At 56.3% G+C, this 20,945-nt stretch carries 19 protein-coding genes; 8 read left to right on the forward strand and 11 right to left on the reverse strand.

What is annotated here, in order from left to right:
- Window positions 1–320: 320 nt before the first annotated feature.
- Window positions 321–953 carry a tyrosine-type recombinase/integrase gene (locus ACR0AO_RS21805; protein ID WP_480608486.1) on the reverse strand — a complete coding sequence of 211 codons (633 nt, stop codon included), beginning with the start codon at window positions 951–953 and terminating at the stop codon, window positions 321–323.
- A 244-nt stretch (window positions 954–1,197) separates the two neighbouring features.
- Here ACR0AO_RS21805 and ACR0AO_RS21810 point away from each other — a divergent pair, with 244 nt between their 5' ends.
- The 5 genes from ACR0AO_RS21810 (at window position 1,198) to ACR0AO_RS21830 (ending at window position 5,667) form a co-directional block, all read left to right on the forward strand.
- Window positions 1,198–1,602: a transposase gene (locus tag ACR0AO_RS21810; RefSeq protein WP_480608488.1), complete on the forward strand. Its 405-nt coding sequence runs from the start codon at window positions 1,198–1,200 to the stop codon at window positions 1,600–1,602.
- A complete protein-coding gene (gene tnpB / locus ACR0AO_RS21815) occupies window positions 1,599–1,949 on the forward strand; it encodes an IS66 family insertion sequence element accessory protein TnpB (RefSeq protein WP_480608490.1) in 351 nt (116 codons plus the stop codon). The genes ACR0AO_RS21810 and tnpB overlap by 4 nt, the downstream gene beginning before the upstream one ends.
- Before the next feature lie 76 nt (window positions 1,950–2,025).
- Window positions 2,026–3,126, forward strand: coding sequence for an AAA family ATPase (locus ACR0AO_RS21820; RefSeq protein ID WP_480608492.1), 1,101 nt, complete (start codon window positions 2,026–2,028; stop codon window positions 3,124–3,126).
- A gap of 235 nt (window positions 3,127–3,361) precedes the next feature.
- Window positions 3,362–4,702 carry an ATP-binding protein gene (locus ACR0AO_RS21825; protein ID WP_480608493.1) on the forward strand — a complete coding sequence of 447 codons (1,341 nt, stop codon included), beginning with the start codon at window positions 3,362–3,364 and terminating at the stop codon, window positions 4,700–4,702.
- Complete coding sequence (locus ACR0AO_RS21830; protein ID WP_480608495.1) at window positions 4,699–5,667, forward strand: O-methyltransferase; 969 nt, start codon at window positions 4,699–4,701, stop codon at window positions 5,665–5,667. The genes ACR0AO_RS21825 and ACR0AO_RS21830 overlap by 4 nt, the downstream gene beginning before the upstream one ends.
- A gap of 353 nt (window positions 5,668–6,020) precedes the next feature.
- On the opposite strand, the gene ACR0AO_RS21835 is transcribed toward ACR0AO_RS21830, so the two are convergent.
- The 6 genes from ACR0AO_RS21835 to ACR0AO_RS21860 all read right to left on the reverse strand — a co-directional run bounded on the left by ACR0AO_RS21835 (window position 6,021) and on the right by ACR0AO_RS21860 (window position 12,018).
- On the reverse strand, window positions 6,021–6,620 hold the full coding sequence (locus ACR0AO_RS21835; protein WP_480608497.1) for a hypothetical protein: 600 nt from the start codon (window positions 6,618–6,620) through the stop codon (window positions 6,021–6,023).
- A 14-nt stretch (window positions 6,621–6,634) separates the two neighbouring features.
- Window positions 6,635–7,423 carry an endonuclease gene (locus ACR0AO_RS21840; protein WP_480608499.1) on the reverse strand — a complete coding sequence of 263 codons (789 nt, stop codon included), beginning with the start codon at window positions 7,421–7,423 and terminating at the stop codon, window positions 6,635–6,637.
- The gene (locus ACR0AO_RS21845; protein ID WP_480608501.1) at window positions 7,423–8,748 is read right to left on the reverse strand and encodes a DNA cytosine methyltransferase; all 1,326 of its coding nucleotides are present in this window, start codon (window positions 8,746–8,748) and stop codon (window positions 7,423–7,425) included. Before ACR0AO_RS21845 ends, ACR0AO_RS21840 begins: the two co-directional genes overlap by 1 nt.
- 56 nt (window positions 8,749–8,804) lie before the next feature.
- Window positions 8,805–9,251, reverse strand: a complete 447-nt coding sequence (locus ACR0AO_RS21850; protein WP_480608502.1) for a very short patch repair endonuclease — start codon at window positions 9,249–9,251, stop codon at window positions 8,805–8,807.
- A gap of 8 nt (window positions 9,252–9,259) precedes the next feature.
- Window positions 9,260–9,973, reverse strand: coding sequence for a hypothetical protein (locus ACR0AO_RS21855; protein WP_480608504.1), 714 nt, complete (start codon window positions 9,971–9,973; stop codon window positions 9,260–9,262).
- A gap of 593 nt (window positions 9,974–10,566) precedes the next feature.
- A complete protein-coding gene (locus ACR0AO_RS21860; protein WP_480608505.1) occupies window positions 10,567–12,018 on the reverse strand; it encodes an alpha/beta hydrolase in 1,452 nt (483 codons plus the stop codon).
- Window positions 12,019–13,602: 1,584 nt separating this feature from the next.
- Between ACR0AO_RS21860 and tnpC the strand changes: the two genes are divergently transcribed.
- The gene (tnpC, locus tag ACR0AO_RS21865) at window positions 13,603–15,273 is read left to right on the forward strand and encodes an IS66 family transposase (RefSeq protein ID WP_480608507.1); all 1,671 of its coding nucleotides are present in this window, start codon (window positions 13,603–13,605) and stop codon (window positions 15,271–15,273) included.
- A 159-nt stretch (window positions 15,274–15,432) separates the two neighbouring features.
- Here the strand turns inward: tnpC and ACR0AO_RS21870 are convergent, their stop codons facing one another.
- Complete coding sequence (locus ACR0AO_RS21870; protein WP_480608508.1) at window positions 15,433–16,035, reverse strand: hypothetical protein; 603 nt, start codon at window positions 16,033–16,035, stop codon at window positions 15,433–15,435.
- 439 nt (window positions 16,036–16,474) lie between these two features.
- Window positions 16,475–17,077: a helix-turn-helix domain-containing protein gene (locus tag ACR0AO_RS21875; protein ID WP_480608509.1), complete on the reverse strand. Its 603-nt coding sequence runs from the start codon at window positions 17,075–17,077 to the stop codon at window positions 16,475–16,477.
- A gap of 246 nt (window positions 17,078–17,323) precedes the next feature.
- On the opposite strand from ACR0AO_RS21875, the gene ACR0AO_RS21880 reads away from it, so the two are divergent.
- Together ACR0AO_RS21880 and ACR0AO_RS21885 are read left to right on the forward strand one after the other, a co-directional pair.
- Window positions 17,324–18,706, forward strand: a complete 1,383-nt coding sequence (locus ACR0AO_RS21880) for an NAD(P)/FAD-dependent oxidoreductase (RefSeq protein WP_480608510.1) — start codon at window positions 17,324–17,326, stop codon at window positions 18,704–18,706.
- 15 nt (window positions 18,707–18,721) lie between these two features.
- The gene (locus tag ACR0AO_RS21885) at window positions 18,722–19,075 is read left to right on the forward strand and encodes a cupin domain-containing protein (protein ID WP_480608512.1); all 354 of its coding nucleotides are present in this window, start codon (window positions 18,722–18,724) and stop codon (window positions 19,073–19,075) included.
- Between the two features lie 492 nt (window positions 19,076–19,567).
- On the opposite strand, the gene ACR0AO_RS21890 is transcribed toward ACR0AO_RS21885, so the two are convergent.
- Window positions 19,568–19,864, reverse strand: a complete 297-nt coding sequence (locus ACR0AO_RS21890) for a hypothetical protein (RefSeq protein WP_480608514.1) — start codon at window positions 19,862–19,864, stop codon at window positions 19,568–19,570.
- Window positions 19,833–20,942 (reverse strand): aminomethyl transferase family protein, encoded by a 1,110-nt coding sequence (locus tag ACR0AO_RS21895; protein WP_480608515.1) that lies wholly within the window; start codon window positions 20,940–20,942, stop codon window positions 19,833–19,835. The genes ACR0AO_RS21890 and ACR0AO_RS21895 overlap by 32 nt, the downstream gene beginning before the upstream one ends.
- Between the last annotated feature and the right edge of the window lie 3 nt (window positions 20,943–20,945).

Raw genomic sequence — 20,945 nt, forward strand, 5'->3', positions numbered from 1 at the left:
CGCGGCGTTCCTTCCTTGGCGGTCTGATAGCGCGGTCGCATTGCTCAGTTTCCAGTCGTCGGTGAAGACGCAGCGAATTGGCACTTTGTCCCGCAACCTGTGAGTTGCCCTCAAAATCTTCGCCGCGCCACCAACGAATGGCAGTTATTCCCGCTGCCGGGCCGTGCCATGAACTGAGCAGGTGCAGCGATTTTCGCGCTGCGTGCGCATGCAGCATGAATTGGAAATGGCCGCCTTGGGCTCGATCCGACCCACCGCTGCGACCCGAACGTAGGTGCGCTCAGGGTTGGCGAACGGCAAGTGCCGTCCGCCTACGTGGTTCAAATGTCGATTTGCTCGGCAATGCTCAGCGCATCTTCAAGTTCGACGCCAAGGTATCTGACAGTGCTGTCCACCTTTGTGTGTCCGAGCAGGAGTTGAACCGCCCGGAGATTCCCGGTTTTGCGGTAGATTTCCGCTGCTTTGGTCCGGCGCAGCGAATGGGTGCCGTATCCGCTGGGCTCCAGCCCAATCGCGGCCACCCAATCCCTCACAAGCCGGCCATATTGGCGTGTCGAGATATGCGGGCGGTCATGAAACCTGCTGGGAAACATGAACCGGCAACCGAGCATCTCTGGCGACTTGATCCATGCGGCAATGGTATTCCGCGTGTTTTCAGAGAGTTCAAACTGAACGGGCCGCTTGGTTTTGCTCTGGATCACAGACACCCGTTCGCGAACGCGATCATCCCTCACCAGGTCGGCGACAGCAAGTTTCACCAGATCGCATCCGCGAAGCTTGCTATCAATTGCCACGTTGAACAGCGCAAGATCGCGCAGGTTGCCCGCCAGTTCGAGCCGCGCGCGGATCGCCCAGACCTGTTTCGGCAATAGCGGCCGTTTCTGGCCGATGATCCGGCCTTTGTTCCAGGCTCTTCGTTTCGGGGTGACAGCGGGTAGTTGGACTCTTGGCATTGTACGCTCTCCAATCCTCCCGCCAAACCCAGACATCAGCACAGCGCTGACGCCCCAGTTTACAGGTGGTTTGAATGGCTGTTGTCAGCTTGCCGTTTCTTCGGGGAACGCCGCAGACGCATTGGGCAGCAGAGAGCCCTTAGTGCTGATTGCTGCGGAACTGACGTAAGCGGTGCAAAGACCCCATGTTTCAATAAAATAAGAGGTTTGAGATACTGGCACCACCTGAAGAAAGGAGGTGGTGATGCTGGATGGAATGATGCCGGAACAGGTGAAGGTGTGGGGGTTCACGATCCCCGTTTCCTCATCCGGGCGGCGAAAATGGCCTGACGCGCTCCGCGCTAAGGCCGTTCAAAAGATCCTGGCTGGAGCCGGTATCCGCGAGACGGCTGAGGAGATTGGCGCCAACAAATCTCTGGTCGCTCTCTGGGTTAAGAAGGCCGGCACTTCCGGGATAAGCCCAGCTTTTGTCGAGGTCGTTGCTCCGGCGGCCCAGCGGCTGGCCGAGTCTCCTCACGAGAAAGACCATGAGGCTGCAAGCAGCACCTCCTGCCGGATCAGTATCGGAGCGGCTGCCATCGAGATACCCCCTGGCTATCCTGCCGACCACCTGGTGGAAGTGTTGCGGGCAGTGAGGGCAGCACAATGATTTCTCCTGCCAGCAACTACCGGATTTACCTTGCCTCGGAGCCGGTCGACTTCCGCAAGGGTATGGACGGGCTTGCGGCCTGTGTAGCCAACAATTTCGAGCTCGATCCCTATTCCGGGGCGATTTACGTTTTTCGTCCCCGGCGTGCCGACCGATTGAAGCTTCTGGTTTGGGATGGTTCAGGCCTTGTGCTGATCATGAAACGGCTGAATGGCAAGCGCTTCACCTGGCCGAAACCGCAAGCCGGGCCTGTCACCTTGAGCAAAGTCCAGTTCGATGCCCTTTTTGAAGGGATCGATTGGACCCAGGTGGCAGCATCAAACAGCCGCAAGCCCGTATTTCTGTAAATCCAACAGTCAGTTCCTTGTTGAGCGGCCGGAGTGCTCCCGGCCAACAGCCCAATTTGCCATAGGCCTTACCCTGATGTCCCGCATCCCCTTCATCGAAGCCCGGTTTTTCAACCCGGATGACACCACCTACACTCTGGAGAAACGGTTCGTGCAGCACCTGCGCGACCTGCGAAGCCGGGAGCTGCCAGATACCAGCGCTGGTGCAGAGCACGCAGACAGCTGTGAAAGCGCTGCAAGGCGCCGCCACTCCACCAGCCCCAGCGAACAGGAAAGAGCGCGGATTAAACGCCGTGTTGCTCTTCTTATCGAGCGCCGGAAAGCCACTTCTGGCATGGGACATCTTGCCCGGGAGCACAGGGAGCGGCTCGCTGTGCTGCGGGATGGCGTCAGGCTGGCTGCGATCGCTACTGAACACCAAGCTGATGAACTGGCAGCTGAACTGCATGGGGAGATGCCCTGGATGGGGCCGGCGACGGAAATCATGTGGCATGCGATGCGCCGGTCTGTGCGCGAAGGGTGGCCGGGCCTGCGGCTGCCGCCCATGCTGCTGGATGGGCCGCCCGGAATCGGTAAAAGTCACTGGGCGCGGCGCCTCGGGAAGCTTCTCGCAGTCCCGACGGCCGTTGTCGAAGCTACCAGCGAGAACGCGTCGTTCGGCATTGTCGGGTCGCAGCGCGGCTGGGGAAATGCGCATCCAGGGCGCCTGCTGGAAACAATTCTGCAGGCGCGCGTAGCAAACCCGGTTCTTGTTGTGGACGAAGTGGAGAAGGCCGGGAAAGCTACTTCCAACAAAGGCCATACATTTGGTCTGGCTGAGGCCCTCTTGCCGTTGCTCGAACCCATGACCGCCAAACGCTGGAATTGCCCTTACTATCAGGTGAAGTTCGACATGAGCTGGGTGGCCTGGGTGCTGACGTCCAACTATTGCCGCCTGTTGCCCGAACCGCTTCTCAGCAGATGCCCGCCTGTCCGGTTGCGTGAACTTACATCCGCGGAACTGAGTGACTTTGTGGGGCGGGAAGGCGTTAAGCGGCATCTCTCCGCCATCGCTGTCCAAACTGTTTCAGAAGCTGTTGACCGTGCTTGCCAACATGGGATGCGCGTCGATCTCCGGATTGTATCCCGGCTGCTCCGGCGCGCTGAAGACCTGGAGCGGCAACCTGTCTGGCATTGACCCCGTGGAACTTCGGCATAGTGCGGAAATTGCACGTTGGAGTTGCTCCGGACGCATCCGTTTGGCTCGAGGACAGCAATGCGTAGGACGCTGCCTGAGGCGAACAGGCATCGACGATTGCTTGCGCCAGAACGTTTGACCATTCAGAATGATACTTGACCGATAGCGACACAAACGCCACGCTGGTCCGCTAGGATTAACCACTTTATTCAAGTAGCTTACAGATTGAGACGAGATGGCAGACGATAGTCCTCAAATCAATGCGATGCCGACGAAGGCATTTTTCGTTGACATGCTGGTCCGCGATATTCCCCTGGAGCGGGCTGTCCTTGATCTCGTCGACAACTGTATTGACGGTGCCAAGCGGTTGCACCCGGAAGATGAGCCAAATTTCCAAGGCCTGCAGGTCGTTATCCGAATGGATAACGACCATTTCGAGATCACAGACAATTGCGGAGGCTTCGACGTCGAGACGGCGCGAGAATACGCATTCCGTTTTGGCCGCCCAAACCAGGCCAAGTCCACTGACTATTCAATCGGCCAGTTTGGGGTTGGGATGAAACGCGCCCTGTTCAAATTCGGGCGATATTTCGAGGTCCACTCAACAACAAAAAACGAACGATGGTCGATGAAGGTCGATGTCGAGGAGTGGGAGAAGGACGAAACACATTGGTTTTTTGACTTCGAGAAGTTAGAGAAAGGACAATTCCCCGCAGAAGATGTGGGCACACGTATTCTTGTTCAGCGCCTCAGGCCCGAAGTGGCGCGGCAATTCTCATCGACACACTTCCAGCGAGACCTTTCAAGAATGATCCGCTCGCATCAACGCCAATTCTTGGCCTTTGGCTTGGGCATTGACTTTGAGGGGCAGCATCTGACGAACACCGACCTGCGCATTCGCTCAGGTGGACAGTTCAGCCCTGCGCTTGAAGAGTACGCGCTGGATAGAGATACGGACACTCCCGTGAACACGCGAATAGTCGCTGGCGTATCGGATTCCTCCCCCTCCGATGCAGGGTGGTACATCGTATGCAATGGCAGGGTGATCCTGTCTGCTGATCGCTCGGAAGCGACAGGCTGGAACACGGTTTCGGAGCAGAAAGACGGTATTCCGAAGTATCACAACCAGTATGCAAGGTTCAGGGGGGTGGTCTTCTTTAGTTGCCGCTCGTCGGGCAAGCTACCGTGGAACACGACCAAAACTGGCCTGGATGAGTCATCTCCGGTGTGGCAGGTTACTTATCCCAAAATGCTTGACCACACTCGTACGGTAATTAACTTTTTGAATACACTCGATGATGACATCGAGGAATTTGGAAGCCGGGCATCTCCACTTCTCTCGGCGTTGAACCGCGAAACCCTGACACAGGATGTAGAAACATTTCGCGGTCCGAAGGTCTTTTCCTGGAACAAGACGCCGCGCGCGCCCGGCCCGAAAACTGTTAAAATTCAGTACTCAAGGGAAGAGGCTAAAATTCAGAGCCTGATGACGGCGCTCGGAGTTGGCAGTGCAAAAGCTGTCGGAGAGAAAACGTTCGACATTATCTTCGACGAACAAGGCGGCGACGACGAATGACGGCCAGCTACCGAATTATTGATTATTCACTGCGCCCTGCCAAGTTTGCTGAACGCAAGATGCTCTGTGAGATGTTTTCCAGGCTCAAGGTTTTTGGATCGCTGGAGAGCTATCGCTACATTGGGTTCGGATCGATCTGGTTCACCGATTGCGTACTGTTTCACAGGGCACTCGGAATCGAGGACATAATCTCGATCGAGAAAGAAGAAGCCCACGCGAAGCGGTTTGCCTTCAACAACCCCTTTCGCGGCATCCAGCTCATGATGGGAACGGCTGCGGAAGTCTTGCCCGGATTGGATTGGACGCACCGATCTATCCTGTGGCTTGACTACGACGATCCACTGTCCCCTTCGATTCTCGATGATGTCAGAACAATCGCAACTCGGGCTATGAGCGGGACGGTCCTCGCAGTTTCGGTGCAGGCCGAAAAACTTGATGACAAACGACCGCACCACGAAGAGCCGATCAACGTGACCACGCCTGTGCAGTTCAGAGACTTGTTTGGAGATGCACGAACGCCGAGTGAACTTGAGACGGCCGGCTTGCGCGGGTGGACTCTGTCAAAAACTTCACGGAGCATCATCCGTCAGGAGGTCGAGGATGGGCTTGTCGCAAGCAATGCGGTACGCAGCGCCGGTCAAAAGCTACAGTTTCGGCAGATTGGCGCGTTCGAATATGCCGATGGCGCGAAAATGACGACGATTGTTGGCGTCTTCGTTGATCAGGGACAAAACGCCCTCTTCGAAAGTGCCGGATTTCGCGAACTGTCTTTCTACCGCGATGGCGATGACGCTCTTCGGATCAAGGTACCGCTCCTTACCCCGCGTGAGATGCGCCATCTGGATCGAAGCCTTCCCCGTGATGGTGAAAACAAACTGGAACTTGGCCCAATCCCAGAAGCTGATGGCAATAACTACGCCAATCTCTACAGATACCTACCCAACTTCGCATCCTTTGAGCCCTAGACGCAGGCTTAGAAGTTCACTCCACGAACGGCCGGACTGAGTGCATAAATAGCTTGCGAAACCGGACGTAGCGGCATCCGGTATAGCCGTTCTGGATCGGATCTGTCAGGCGCATAGTGAGCTTCGAAGATCTGCCGTGCTATCCGCTGGAACTCGACAATATATATTCCGCGAATAGTGACCTTATTTATTCCGCGAATAGTGTCCTTGGGTCTGGTAATTTCTTGAACCTGGACGGCTATGGGCTTTACTGCATTAATATCCGGCCGGGCAAGCATCTTGGTTTGTTTGAATGCCTCGGCGACCTGTTCCCGAATTTGATCTTCGAGGATGCGCCCGCCCAATTGCTTGGCTTAGCATGTCACTAGAGAAAATCTGTCTACGCCTTTGGAGATATTTTGAGTGCTTCCGTGGCTGGCCAAATAAACAGCATCGATCTCTGGCTGTGTCTTCATGGACATTTGTAGATGGGTAACGTCACGGAGCCTATTTCGCAGCGGCGAGAAGATGGCAAGTTGGGTTTCGATAACTCGCAGCATTGCAACCACCTGCATCAGCCAGCTCTCTTCCTTTCGTCCAAGCTGACGAGCGGCGAATGGCACGCTGGCAGATTGCAAGACGTGTATTGGAGTGGAGGGGCCAGGCAGATACCGGTCTGGAAAGGGTTCTGTCTGACCCCGCTCGAAGGGACGGAACTGGAATACCTTTTTCTCGCCGTAGCGTTGTCTGGCCGTCACGCCTGCAAGCGTAAGAGCATCTGGCCAGTTATCGTTGGCGGTCTTGTTGCGAATGATGTCTTTAAGGAAATTTGCGGGATTGGCTTTGCTCAAATCCGATCCCGTGGCATTGATCGCATCGATTATGTGTCTGGAAAGAACGATCCCGTCTGGGATTCTCCCTTTAAGGTATTCGTAGTAAAGATATTCAATAACCGGCGTCTTCTTCGAAGGCATTTGTTTTCTTCTTGTCAGGTGCGGTAGTTTCGGATGGCGTTCTGATCTAGTTCTCCGGCAGGTACAAGTCGGTAGTGCCTTTCCTCAGCAACTCTGATTTCGTCGTCTTGCAAGGTCAGCTCAAAGAGCGCGACCACGTTGTTGCTCATGAATTGTGCCGCAATAGCCCGGCAGCGCATGCCGGGGAATTTTTGTTCGACGAAGCGGACGTCCTGGGTCGTCTGCACAATGCCGATCTGATCGGTTCCGCCTTTGGCCTGAACTGGTATGACATAGTGGCAGCCATGCTTGTCGAGGCCGATATAGAGCTCATCGATCTCAATTTGCCCAACGCCTTTAACGGTCGTTCGCAGATGGTTCTGGAGGCTATAGGTTGTCAGGCCCAGGAAGGTATCGATCAGCCGGTTATACCGAACGATGGCCAAAAGCGCCTGCTCATCGTCTAGCGCATAGGCTCGGATTAATTCAGGTGTCGCATCGGGGATGTCAATCCGTGCCAAATCCTCTCGCGGAAGGATCCGATTGATTTTTACAAGTCGAAACCGGTAGAAGGCCCGGCCAGCAAGCTCAATAACCCACTCCAAGCCAAGGGGTTGTGTTGCGGTGATGCTATCTGGAAGCGCTACGCGAAACCGGAAGGCATAAAGAACATCACCGAGGTTCTTTGGAAGTTTGACATCGAGCTCTTTCGCTGCGTCTTCAATGTCCGTGCGTGCGAATTCGACTTCCGTTGCTCCGTTCCGGTATCTATCTAGAAAGATTTTTTCAATCAGTGCGCCATATCGATTGGGCGTCTTTCCCATTACGCCACCTGTTTCGCTAAGCGCTCGCGCTCGATATCGATTTGTTTACGCTTCTTGGCGCCGCTCTTTTGATCGCGGCGGCTCGGCGGTGCCTTCACCTTGAAATGTGCCGAAGCGCCTGTGAGATCTAGGGACAACAGCGCCTCATCGCCGAGCGCTATGATTTCTTTCGGCCTGTTTGGTTGGGTCCCAAGCGCCTTCATCACCTGTCCCGCGATGGCTCTTGCGAGCGGGGGCGGAACCGCATTTCCGATCTGACGCGCTCCATGCCACTTGGTGACATTGAGACGGAACCAGTCTGGAAAGCCGTGGAGACGTGCCATCTCCCGAACCGTGATGCAGCGATCATAACGATAGTGAATAGGGCGCGGGCTCGTAAATGCTCCGCGCGCACCGTCTGTTCCGGCGCGCAGTGTGTTGGAGACGCCGTCGCCCGGCAGTTTGAAGAAGCGGCTGATGGGTTCTACGGAACCAGGCTCCGTTTCTGAGAAGCGCCCACGAGAAATGGCCGTATGCTCTGTGCGAGCGCTCGAAGTCAGGAAAGCAGGATTCCAGTCCCGTACATAGCCGAAGTGCCACGCGTCATTCGTCATGCAGCGCAGTTCAGCGGCGTAAGGTGATGGATCACCGAAGCCCGCGGTCCGCACCGTGTCGCTCGCCAGCAGGGTCTGGAAGCGATCAGCATCGGGGAGATCGCCGAGAGCGTCGATGGCGGTCGGTCCATCTGCCAGACCTTTGATTGCCTTCTTGCGACCAGCCAGGTTGGTGAAGGGAGCGGGATAGTCCGGCAGCGTTTCTCCTTTCCGGCATCCGAACAAAATCAATCGCTCGCGGAATTGCGGAGTGCCGTAGTTGCCAGCATTGAGAACCTTCCACGGCTGACGAACTTCGTAGCCCCTAGCATCGAAGGCCGTGACCAATTCCTTGAGGAAGGTTTTGTGCTTCCCGACAGTGAGCCCTTTGACGTTCTCGAAGACGAAGGTTCTTGCCTCAAGCTCAGCCACGATGCGAACGAAGTCGAGTGCGAGCTTGTTTCTGGGGTCATCCAGAACTCGGTGCCCGATCAAGGAGAACCCTTGGCAGGGTGCGCCGCCAAATACACAATCGACTGGCGCATTGCCGATCCCTGCAGCCTTTCGAATGCGCTCGGCGCTCAACCCTTCCACCGAGTGCGGGATAACAGCTGTCTTTGGGAAGTTGTACTTGTGAACAGCGCAATGAACCGGATCAATCTCGACAGCGGCAGCGACATCGAACCCAGCCTGCTCAAACCCGAGGCTCAGCCCACCTGCTCCCGCAAAAAGGTCAATCCCGATTGGTCTCATCGCTACTCCCCTCTCATCCATAATTCCTGATTCATCTCATTAGCATAGCGCGCTCATTACTGCATGTCGATCGCCATTTGCGTATCATCCACAAAATCTTGTAGCCTTGCAGTCAGCATTGTTGCATCCTTTGTCTCGCATTGCCAAACGATCAGCACCTTCCAGCCAAGCGACTCAAGCTGTTCTATCTTTGTCCTGTCCCGTTTAACATTCTCTTCAAGCTTTGGAACCCAGTAGTCGAGCCGTGACTTGGGGAGTTGTCCCTTGGGGCAACCATGGTGATGCCAGAAGCAGCCATGCACGAAGATGATCTTTTTGTGGCGAGGCAGGACGATGTCTGGCCGCCCTGGTAAATCCTTGCGGTGAAGTCGGAAGCGATAGCCCATCGCGTGCAGGAGCCGCCGGACGAGTAGCTCGGGGCCAGTGTCTTTGCTCTTGACGGACTGCATTATGAACCGTCGTTGCTCGGGGCTTCGTGTGTCCATGGGGCTGCTTGTGGCCATATCGACGGTTAGTGCCGCCAGATGACCTCAGCTGCAAGATAGTCGCGAATGAGGATCCTGACGAAAAAGCCATCGTCCTCGGTCGCTGCGAAACGGTAGACACTGTCCTGAACAACGACCCAACTGCCGTCAAGGTCTTGCCCCGTCATTAGCCGCGTCATCATACGGCTTCCGATTTCTGGCCAGCCAGAACCATGATCGAAATCGAGGAATGCACTTTGCTCGGTATCGGAAAGGGCGCTCATCGGAATGACAGATACTGAAGCAGGCTCGCCAAGTGCTGGTTGACCGAGTTCATAATAGATATGGCCTCTTGCGTTCTTTACGATCACATTGCGAATACGCGCATCCTCCGGTTTCCAGGTAGTCCGAGTTTCCCCACCCAATGTTTGGTAGTCTATACGGCTCTTGTCTATGCGCTCTCGCAGTTTCGGATTTCGGCTGAAGATACGCGCGGAAATATTTAACGCCTGTTTTTCCGGGTCGGTCGTTCCGCTCAGCACTGCGCCCAGGAAAGCGGAAAAGTACTCCTCGTCCCTCGAAAAGGAACTATTGCATTTCTTGCAAATTTCGACCGTAGGTAATTCCGCTGGGTAGGGTTTGTCGAGGAGTGATTTTGATGGGATGTGATCCTGATTGGTTGATCCGCTGGTGATGCTCTGGCCGCAATGAATGCACCAGGATTTATGTCGAACATCCGAGAATTCGCCTATGTACTCCATGGTACGATCTTAGCTGTATTAAGTGGGGCGTGAAAGGCGCACTGGAATTGAGATGGGGGCGGTATTGCTCGCGCCGGTGTGACCACCCGGCAAGGCTGCCTGTTGCCATCTGGCTGGCGCCAGGATTGGGAACCTCAGAAGAAACTGAGGTTCGCGGGGCCGCAAGGCAGCTTCGATGCAGGTTTCTCGGACGCCAGGCGCGACGTTTGAGTGATGCGCGGCATTGGGCGACTTCGCGGGCCGAACATTCCCCTGATCGCAAGAATATCTTGAGATCGTGCCGGAACCGTTCGAAGTCACGCCGCGTGAACTATCAAGGCTGTATCCGTGTTCTCGCGAATGGCGGTTACGGTTTCGACCCGACCGTTTTTAACGATGAGCTAATTCTTAAGGAGGATGACGTGACCTCAGTTTTTAAGGCCCTCCGACCCTCTGTTCCAGATTGACTTGAACTCGATGCCTCCATCGGTTGATTGGAGGTTTGTCGTTCAGTATGTGACCGGTGAATGTCGGCTAAACGCCCGAGTTGGGTATCTCCATTTTCTTCCGTGAACCGCAGGTTCCAATTCGACCTCTTTAGAAAGTGCCAATCATTATGGAACAAATTCCCAATGCGTAGTTGTTGAACCAGGCGGCCGACGCAATCCGAAACGATGGTCCGGCGGGGTATCGCCTTTGATGAGCTGATGGATGTCCGCGAGTACCGGCCGCATCTCGGCCGCATAGCTATGGCCCAGCAGCCCAAGATTAACGTTGCTGGCGTCGACGGTGTCAATGCCTGGCACGACCGATATGGGCGGCACCAGCCCGACTCGGGCAAAATGATGCCGGCGCCTCGAAAGTCCGATCGCCCTGTCGTTGCGGGTGACGTATAGGGTCGCACGTGTCGCCAACGCGCCGTAGGCAGCGGCAAGCCGGTCAAACAACTGAGAATCAACATCTGGTGCGGCCAAGAAGATTTGGCCGAAACGTATGGGTGTGGCCGATGTCGCCGCTCGCGAAATAGCGTCCATGGCCCGCAACAACCCGCGGTTGCCCATGGAGTGGGCAATGATATGTACCGCATTTGCTCCAGAGCGCTGTGCGAAGTCGATCAGAAACGAACGGATATCTTCCTCGCTACCCTCAATAGCCGCCTCGTCTCCCGAATAGCCCCCTGCGAAACCCAAGGATGGCCAAGAGAAGAAGGCCGCCGGGCCATTGTGCGAAAGATCAGCCTTGAGCTGTGCAGTGCGACGCGCGGCGTCGTCGAATTTGGTGTTGTACCCGTGGAGGAATACGAGCGCCGTGCGCTCGCCATCTATTAGGCTTTCAATCTCGGACGAAATCCCCAACCAGTAATCGAGCTGTTGCAAAACGTCGACGCTCTGGACGCGAACGCGGTTGTCCCCGTGTAGGACACGACCGAGCAATCCCCTTCCAAGTGATCCGACTTCGCGATCATGGGGCACAAAGACGCGGCACCGCCCATAGGTCACGTCGTTTGATCGCTCTCCTAGAAACTTGCCCTTGTTGCCAAGCTGGCGGTTGGTGGCGAACCACACTGTTACCTGCTGACCGCCCACCTCCTCGGGCGTTGCTTCGCGCGCCACGCGTTCGCGCTGAAATTCTAAAGCTCGCGCTTGGCGTCGCGCTTCGCGCACCTCCCCGCGTCGTTCGTCGATACGGTCCCGAACATGTCCAAGCGCCATTCTCAGGTCGCCGCGGGAGGTAAGTGAGCGCAACTGTCCGGCCATACGTCCAAGAGTGTTTTCTGCACGTTGCACCCGAAAAGCTGCCGAAGCTGCGGAAAGGGGATCCCCCGCGCCCATGCCCAAAGCGGTTCCGGCATTGCTTGCGTCCATAGTCGGTTCGCCGTCATGGAGGCCGCGCTGCTCCGCAATGCGATCTAGGTTCTCGGCATCTTCTTTGCGTTCAAACGCTAATGAGTGGAACAATTCAGCGTTCCCGGGAAGATCAGTGATCTCAGCAAAAACTCCAAAGCGCTCTGCGGCGAAACGGAGTCCGAACCGCAGGTCGGCGAGAGCATCGGCAGTCACGGACATCGAAATCTTACCTTTAAATCTAATTGGTAGTAAGGTCCTATGTTGCACGCGGAACTCACAAGCCGCCAGACATAATTCGCGCTAGCGAGGCGCCGCAAGTGCGCTTTCAAATGCCGAGTGGTAGGACGCCTTTCGCTCCGTCCGGAAACTAAAAGGTTCGCAGGCGACTTCAAACCATGCGATTGCTTATCGATGCGTGAGCGACCGCTCCCTTGTATCGGGACTAGCACTACAGGTCATGCTGACCATCGTACGGCAGGTGGCTTCGGGCTAACACGAGTCGCACAATACGCCTGAAACGTCTGGCAGATCTGGGCCGCCTGCAGACCTTAGCAGCGCTTGGCCCGAACGTCGGTAAGGGCCGGTCAAGACTGTTGACCTCGTCGTGGCGCAGCGAACGGCGGCAAGGTTCCGCAGTCCAGTTTCGGCGCCCCACCAATTGATCAATGCAACCAATTTCTTCAATCATTCACTTCGAACGAGGCTGCCCAAGTCTTGTCAACAGATCTTTGTGGAATGGTGATGTTTTTTCTGAAGGCCTGGCCAGGAGGGCTTAACTCAAACCACTGGTCGGTTGAGGGCGTTCGCCGTCGGCCCCTTCCTAGCTAACAGCCCTATGGGCTTTATAGGAAGGGGATTCTGCAACCCGTTGATTGAAGGGTGCGCCTAAATAAATATCTTAAGTTGTAAAAATATCACAACCTACTGCAGCAAGGGCTTCCCTCACACTGCGCGGATTGCTCTTCGCAGCAGCAGCTGAGTAATCTCCGCCCATGATGCTGAACAATATCTCTCATATCACCCTCGCCGCCTGCGGACACATACGCTGATCCATCCAGGATCAGCGTGAGGGCACGTTCAGCCGTACGGTTCCTCTGACAGCTTATCACCTCTCGAATCGTCTGCCGAAAAGCGGCCGCCGGTCTGGGAAACTTGGGGGCCAGAAGCTCCCTGGTCATTGCACATACGGAAACTTTGTGAAGGCGGCATCCGCTGTGGAGCCGTTTTCGCAAGTTTCCTGCACAGCAGCGAGGGAGCGCCAAGACCTGTAAATTGTGGGGGAATTGCAGCGAAGCACAATGTCTTCGTGTGCAGCGGGTGCGTTCTCTGAGACTATCGAAATGACACTTCCGTTTTCACACAAGTCACTGATTTAGATGAAATTATTCCATCTTCGCGCGAACCGGTGTAAACAGCCTCGCCGCGAAGATCAGCAGAAGGAGAGACCGGAATGAAGACCTGAACATCATTAGAAACGAAAACACCGGAATGTTGGCGCATTCCGGCGTGATCGTGCGAGGCAGACCGAAACCCGCCAGCTTAGACACTGGTCCCTTAGCAAATCCTGCGATCCGTCGCAAGGCTTCTGCGTGGGCGACGGCCTTCCTCACCCAATAGGCACACTTCCCGAAATGGAAAGATGAGCGAACCGGCCCTGACCGTAAACGGCAGGGCGGGACGGGCTGTCTTTGCCTGTCTTCACGGAATGGTGCCTCAGCCGGGCCGACTTCGCGCAGCTCCGGTGTGTGACTCCCTGCGTCCGGTTGGCGGGCGGGGGCTGATACCCCATGAGGAAAATTTGCAATGACCATCCAAGAGCCCGGCTGGCTGCCGGGTCAGCAGGAAACGGATGCTGGCGAGCTGAGCCCTATTGGCCTTCTTTGCGACGGCATTCTCAGCGCTGTTCGTCAGCTTCCCAGCAGCCCTGAGGAAGCCACGGTTGAGATCGGCACACGGATCAGCAGCATTCTGTCGCTGTTCTCCGAGACAGAAGGCGAAGTCCAGTCTGCAAAACGGCGGATCTCTGCGCTCAAGTGCGATCTGCGCCGGGTGACGGAGCAATTGGCGGTGCTGCGCCAGGAGCATTTCGGGCAGAGCTCGGAAAAAGACCTCGGTGATCCCGTGGAAGAGGACCTTGGCCTCGCGCTTGACGATGACCTTGACGATGAACCGAAGGAAAAACCCAAGGGTAAGCGCTCGCGCAAAGTGCCCAAGGATATCAAGGTCATCACCGTTGATCATTTCCCCGACGATATGAGCTGCGGCACATGCGGGCATGATCTCAAGACGATCAAGCGTGAGGAACGTGCCGGGAGCTTCCGGATCGTGCCGGAGCATGTGGTTCTGGTGAAAGACGTATATCACACCTGCGCGTGCAACCGCGGGATCTGCAAGGAGAACAAACCCGTGGCTGCGAAATCCAAAAACTACATCATGAAGGGACGCGGCATGGAGCCGGGGTTTGCAGTCGAAGCCGCCTGCCAGAAGTTCTTCGAGCATATTCCGCCCTACCGGCAAGCGCGGCGGTTCAGGAACGCCAACATCAATCTGGCCCGCCAAACGATCGACAAGGGTGTTTCCCACTTGGCCAAACACGTGGGGCTGGTCCAGGACGAGCTTCATGCGCATGTGCTTGCTGGTCCCACCGCACAAATGGATGAGACTCCGGTGAAGGTTCAGGCGCCTGGAAAGGGAAAGTGCGATACCGGGTACTTCTGGGTGATCAATCGCGATGAGCGCAATTGGAATCCCGAGGCCCGGCCAGCTGTGGTGTACCGCTATGCCCATTCCCGCGCTGGCGCAGTTGCAGAGGAATTGCTTTCCGGCGCGTCGCTCCGCTTCCTGCAGACTGATGGCTACTCGGGTTACAACTGTCTCTTCAAAGAGAGCCGGGAGAATGACGGATTGATGCCGGTGCGCTGCAATGCCCATGCGCGGCGCAAGTTCTTCGAAGCCCATCTGGCGACCAAGAGCAAGCTGGCAGCCAAGGTCATTCAGATGTACCGCAAGATGTATGCTGTCGAAAAGGCGGCCAAAGGCCTGCCCCCGAAGGAGCGCGAACAGTTGCGCCTCGAGAAAACCCTGCCCATCCTGACCGAACTCAAAGCCATCCTGACGAAACATCAGGATGACGCCACCGGGAAACTGAAAACGGCCATCAACTACACGCTCAACGCCTTTGACGGGCTGCAGCGGTTCGTGTTCGATGGCCGGCTTGAGATCGATAACAACGCAGTCGAACGCTGCATCCGCGGCATTGCTCTGACGAAGAAGAACTCGCTTTTCGCCGGGAACCATGAGGCGGCTGAAGTCTGGGCAACCTACTATTCGCTCATCGAAAGCGCGCGCCTGAACAAGGTCAACCCCCGCAGCTACCTGAACTGGGTGGTGCAGGAAATCGAGCGCAACCGCGGTGAGTTGGACTATGGCCAGTTGATGCCCTGGCACTGCCCTGTCGGCCGGATCGACGACTGACAGGCTATCACCGCCCCCAATCGGGGCGGTGACGTATTCTCACACAGCCGGAAACTCGTGCGGGGTTCCGGCCCAAAGCCGTGTCCGGCCGGTCTCCCGGTGGGGGGGCGACAGTCTTCATGCCTAAATCCATGGAGCCCTGGGCCCATCCGGTCAGTCTTAGGCAGTAACTGGGACGAGTTCAGCGGCAAGCTCCAGAACAAACCCGCTGACCGCCTCCTGGGCTTGGCCCTGGGATTTCTTCCCGCGCAATTGGCGTGCCAGCGCCGACCCGCGGGCGGAGGCTTCCTGCACCAGCAGCAGAAGGGCGATTTCCCGCATCTGATGCATGGCCAGATCGGCCTCGTCTTGCCCTAGCAGCCTTTCAAGTTCAGCCGGTGCCGCGCATTCGAACAGCAGGCGCTTCAGGGCGAGCCCGTGTTTTGACGCCTCGGCCCAGGCAATGCAAATGTCGGTCATGCCTGCCATCTCAGAGAGAAAAACCTCAACCGGCATGCATGCTGTCTGTCTGGAATAACCGGCCTGCCGCTCGACATGGAGCTCCCGCTGCGCCGGGTTATAGGACATCTCAAGCCCATCGAGCGACACGTCCGATGTAATGGGATTACCGAAACGCCTGCGCAGGCTAAGCGCTTCCGCAAAGAGCACCAGCTGCAAAAGGCCGACCTGCGGCAGATCGCAGGAAATACGCTGGATGCCACTGCGGCCGACGTGCTTGTAGTTGAGCGCGAGCCGGGCACCGCCGTCCTCCCGCGCCTCCATCGAAAATATCTTTGCAGCCATGGCGCGGGTTATATGGAAGGCTGCTGGACCTTCAAGCCGCAGCAAACAGGTCCGGCGATGCTAGGCGGCCATGCGCCTAAGGCGGCGCCTGGAAAGAGCGTGTTTGCATTGAGAGGCTCGGTCATTCTGGAGCGATTGAAGCCGCCCAGTGCAACATCTGCGGCATAGAGAATCGCCCAGTCAGCCATTGAGTGAATTGTTGGTCTAATGCCTGCCTGCCAGAAAAATCTTCTGCGGATCAGTCAACTTCCGGGGCCGATACACCGCTTACGAACTGACGAAGGGGAGCAACATGTGAAAAGCGGTCATCGACGTTTTTTAGAACGCGCGGGAAATGAAGAAGAGTAACGCACAAATTCAGGCCCATATCTGCTTTCGGTGCATGCCAAAGCCTCTTACCCGACTTCAGTACCTTACTTTAAATTGCAGAGGCACGACGGGGAGCGACAATCCATTGCACTTCGGCAGTAGTCGTACCGCAATTCACGACACGATGTGGCGTGGATGATGAATACTCAATGCAATCGCCCGCTGACATACGAAACGGCTGCCCGTCCAGTTGGACTTCCACTTCGCCAGATAAGACAAAACACATTTCATGCGAGTTTCCGTGCATGTAGGGCTCTTCTCCGGTCGAGCCTCCGACGTCAAATTCGCCCAAATAGACATGGAAATCCAAGATCGGGTGCTGTGAAAGCAATGTTTTGCGAAGGCCAGCCGCAGCTGGCAAAGCCGAACGTTCGGTGCGCCTCAGAACGCGGTGAAGTGAGCTGGAACGCTCATCAAACAAATCGGCTACGGAAATCGACAAGGCCTCTGCAATGCGGATCAGTGTCGAAGTGGTGGCACCTGATGTGCCCCGTTCCAACTGGCTGAGAAAAGAAGCCGTCGTGTTCGACAATTCTCCCAATTGCCGCAGTGACAAGCGCCGCAGTGTGCGAAAAAATCGCAGGCGTCGCGCTAGGATGTCCAGGTCCTTCGGCGGTGTTGCGCTCTGAGAATCTGGCAGTTCCTGCGACACATGTTTTCCCTGATTGGTTGATGAGTTGTATGGTCAAAATAGCAGGTATCGATGGTTTCGCAACCTGATCCGGTGCATTCCGTCTTGCCAAAGTGAAATCATGTGAGGCGACACTTGAAAAATATTTCTTTCCACTTTACGATTTGTAAAGTGAATCGACTGTGATCGAACAGTAGCCATTCCAGGAAAGCACATGAGCTGAGTGGCAATGCCAAGGTACCGGCAACTGGTGAGGATAAAGATGATATGATCCGCAATGGCGATATTTCTTTCTGGCACGCAGATATGGGCGGACTGCCATCCTGCCGCCCTGCTTTGCCAGGTGACCGGGTTGTTGATGTTTGCATCATCGGGGCCGGTTACACGGGTCTTTGGGCAGCATGGTATCTGAAGCAAGCAGCGCCCAATTTATCAATAGCCATCGTCGAGCGCGATTTCGCGGGCTTTGGCGCGTCGGGCCGAAATGGAGGTTGGCTGAGCGGTGCGTTTTATTGGAACCGAGAACGGTATGCCAAGTCCAGTTCGCGCGAAGGGGTAATCGCGCTCGAGCAGGCCTTTCGCGGTACGGTGGATGAGATCATTCGCGTAACACAATCCGAAGGCATCGACGCCGATATCCACCGCACAGACGAACTTGTCGCCGCCTGCTCGTCGGCGCAAATGGGCCGGTTGCGCGACGAATACGCGACCGCAATGTTATGGGAAGTCCCGCAGGACCGCATGCAACTGATCAGCGCCGGTGAAATGACAGACCGGATACGCGTCCAAAATGCCGTTGGGGCGCTTGTCTTGCATGGCGTGGCACGGGTCCAGCCGGCCAAGCTGGTGCGCGGGCTGGCGCAGGCCGTGGAGCGGGCAGGCGTTGTGATCTATGAACAGACAACAGTGACGGGGATGTCCAAAGGACAGGTCACGACGGAACATGGCACAATCCGTGCCGAAAAAATTATCCGCGCGACGGAAGGCTATACTGCCAGCCTGCCGGGACATAGCCGCAATATGCTGGCGATGAACAGCTCAATCGTTGTGACAGAACCTTTGCCGGATGCACTTTGGGAACAGATTGGCTGGCAAGGTGGCGAATTGCTGGGCGATGCATTGCACGGTTATTGTTATGCGCAACGCACTGCGGGGAACCGGATTGCAATGGGCGGTCGGGGTGTGCCCTATCGATTTAACAACGGGATTGATGATCGGGGACAGACCCCCAAAAAAACTATCGCGATGCTGCAGGCGATCATACATCGTCTGTTACCGCAAGTGGCCGAAATAAAGCTGGACCATGCGTGGTGCGGGGTTTTGGGTGTGCCACGCGACTGGTGCGCGCGTGTTGACTATGACCGGGCCTCAGGCATCGGTTCCGCGGGTGGGTATGTCGGTTTAGGGGTGTCCACATCGAACCTGGCTGGTCAGACGCTTGCCGATTTAGTGCTGGACCGGAACACCGAGTTGACCACGCTGCCCTGGGTGAACCGGCCCGTGCGCAAATGGGAACCAGAACCGCTGCGTTGGCTGGGGGTGCATGGCATGTATCAGCTTTATCACATGGCAGATCGTCGCGAAGCCCGGCGCAATACGGCGCAGACCTCACGTCTGGCGCGCATTGCCAACTATTTGTCTGGGCGATGAACAGAGAGAATTACTATGATTGACCTATCTACATTTCTGACCTTGGCGGACACTCCACTGAGCCCGGCAACCCCCAAGCCAACCTCGCTTGAAGGCAATCAGATGGAAGCCAGCCGCGCCCTATTTACATCGCCCGATGGACGCGTTGAGATTGGCATCTGGGAATGTACACCGGGCCGGTTCACTGCCGACCGCAGTGCCTCTTCTGAGTTTTGTCATTTTATCAGCGGGAAAATCCGCATGCGGCATGAAGACGGCCGCGTAGAGGATTTGGGACCGGGTGATGCCCTTATGCTGCCGTTGGGATGGAAGGGCGAATGGACATTGCTTGAGGAGACTCGGAAGCTTTATGTGATTGCACAGGGCTAATTCCCTTCGTTTTCGGAAGCAACGAATTTAGTTCTTGTCGCAAAGGCAGCAGTAAAGCCGATGTCGATGCAAGCCGTTTGCCTTATACTCCGCCTACAGAGATTGGGGTATGCCGCGATGCGCCGACTGCTGCTGTTGGTGCCATAGCAGCAAATTCACACTTTGTCCGCGACCTGTGAATTCGGGTGAGTGATCTCGCTGCGGCGCGCATGAGTGACCGCTCTTCCTGCTGCTTGGCGGCATCAAATTTCTTGCTCACGCGGCGATTTTTCTGCTGCGAGCACGCGCAGCGAGAAAATCCAAGGTACAGGTTGGGCTCTTCACCCTATTTCGCCGCTTCCGGTTCGGAGGTCGGCTCAATAGACACGAACGGCCGCCCCGCGATAGAGACCGCTGAAGCTCAAGGTATTAGCCCAGTTCGCTTATTGCCGGTTCCGTCCTGTCCCTATCGCGGTGCTTGCTGCGTTGGCATTCGGCGGCAGTGAGCCCATTTTACTGAGCGAGCGGTTGCAGCATTTCGCAGCCGCAGCGAATTCCCGCGAGAAAGCCCGGCCCAAACCTGTCCTTCGACGAACGATCATGATGTAGCAGTACGGTCAGGGTCACTTTGCCGCCGGCGGGCACAATCTTGCAGGCGGTAGCCACGCCGGGATGGTTCAATCCTGCTGCGGCTTTGAGTTCGAATCTCACACCGCCCTTCAGTTTCAGGGCGGGCGTGGATGATGATTTTCCTTGAGTGAACGCATGCCGGAATGCCTTAAATTCTCGATCGCAGGTTTTTCGGGTCATAGATCGCATTTGTATGGACTGTTGCCATAACGTCTCCCAGAGCTACTTGGACGCCGTCCTCGGCAACCGCCCTGTCGACATAGCCCATGGCAAGTGTGCGCCCTACTGAGTGCCCCTTCGCCGAGGAGGTCACTCTGCCGACCCTTTCACCATCGGCGAACAACTCGGTTCCAGCCTCAGGTGGAGTAGTGCCTTCAGGGAGTTCGAGCAGGACCAGGAGGCGGCTGGTCCCGGCTGCCTTCAAACCTTCGACAACGCTTTTTCCCGGGTAACCGGCATCCTTGGCGCGAATGGTCCAGCCCAGCCCTGCTTCAACCGGATTGTTTTCTTCGGTGATGTCGCGGCCAAAGATCGGATACCGCTTTTCAATCCGCAGACTAACCATTGCAGCAACACCGCAAGGCACCAACCCCTTGTCCGCTCCGGCCGCAAGAATAGCCTCATACAAGTCTTCTGCGTTTTGCGTTGGGATAAACAATTCGTATCCCAACTCGCCAGTAAAGCCGGTGCGCGAGATGACAACGTCCTCAACCCCGCTCAGAGAGGTTTGCACGATGCCGAAGGGTTTCAACGCGCCATTCGACAAGTCCGCCGGGGTCATCGGTTGAAGGCAGTCACGCGCAGCGGGCCCCTGCAAGGAAAGGGACGTATAGCGATAGCCCAGCGACACAATTGTCACATCCATGCCAGTGCCTTTTTCGCACAAATAGGCTTCAATCACAGCGACGCGGTGGGGTGCAGGGCAAACCCAGAATTTGTCTTCGCTGACGCGCCATGTGATTACGTCGTCCAGGAAACAGCCATCGTCTTTCAGAATGCCGCAGTAAGCCCCCTGTTTGTCGGGCAACTTGGCCATGTCTGCCACATGGGTCTCATTCACCAAGCGAAGGGCATCCCGGCCGGAGACTTGCAAGAGGAACTGGCCGAAGATCTCGAATAACCCGGCAGCCTCGCGAGCGGCCAGATGTTCCGTTCGGGGGTCAGAAAATGCAATAGGGGCGAAGTATCCTGCTGCTGCACGCACATCAGCCTTTCGAGCCATGAAGGCGTGATAGAGTGGGGTCTTTTTGGTGGTCATGAT

The organism is Ruegeria sp. AF8, assembly GCF_056541825.1.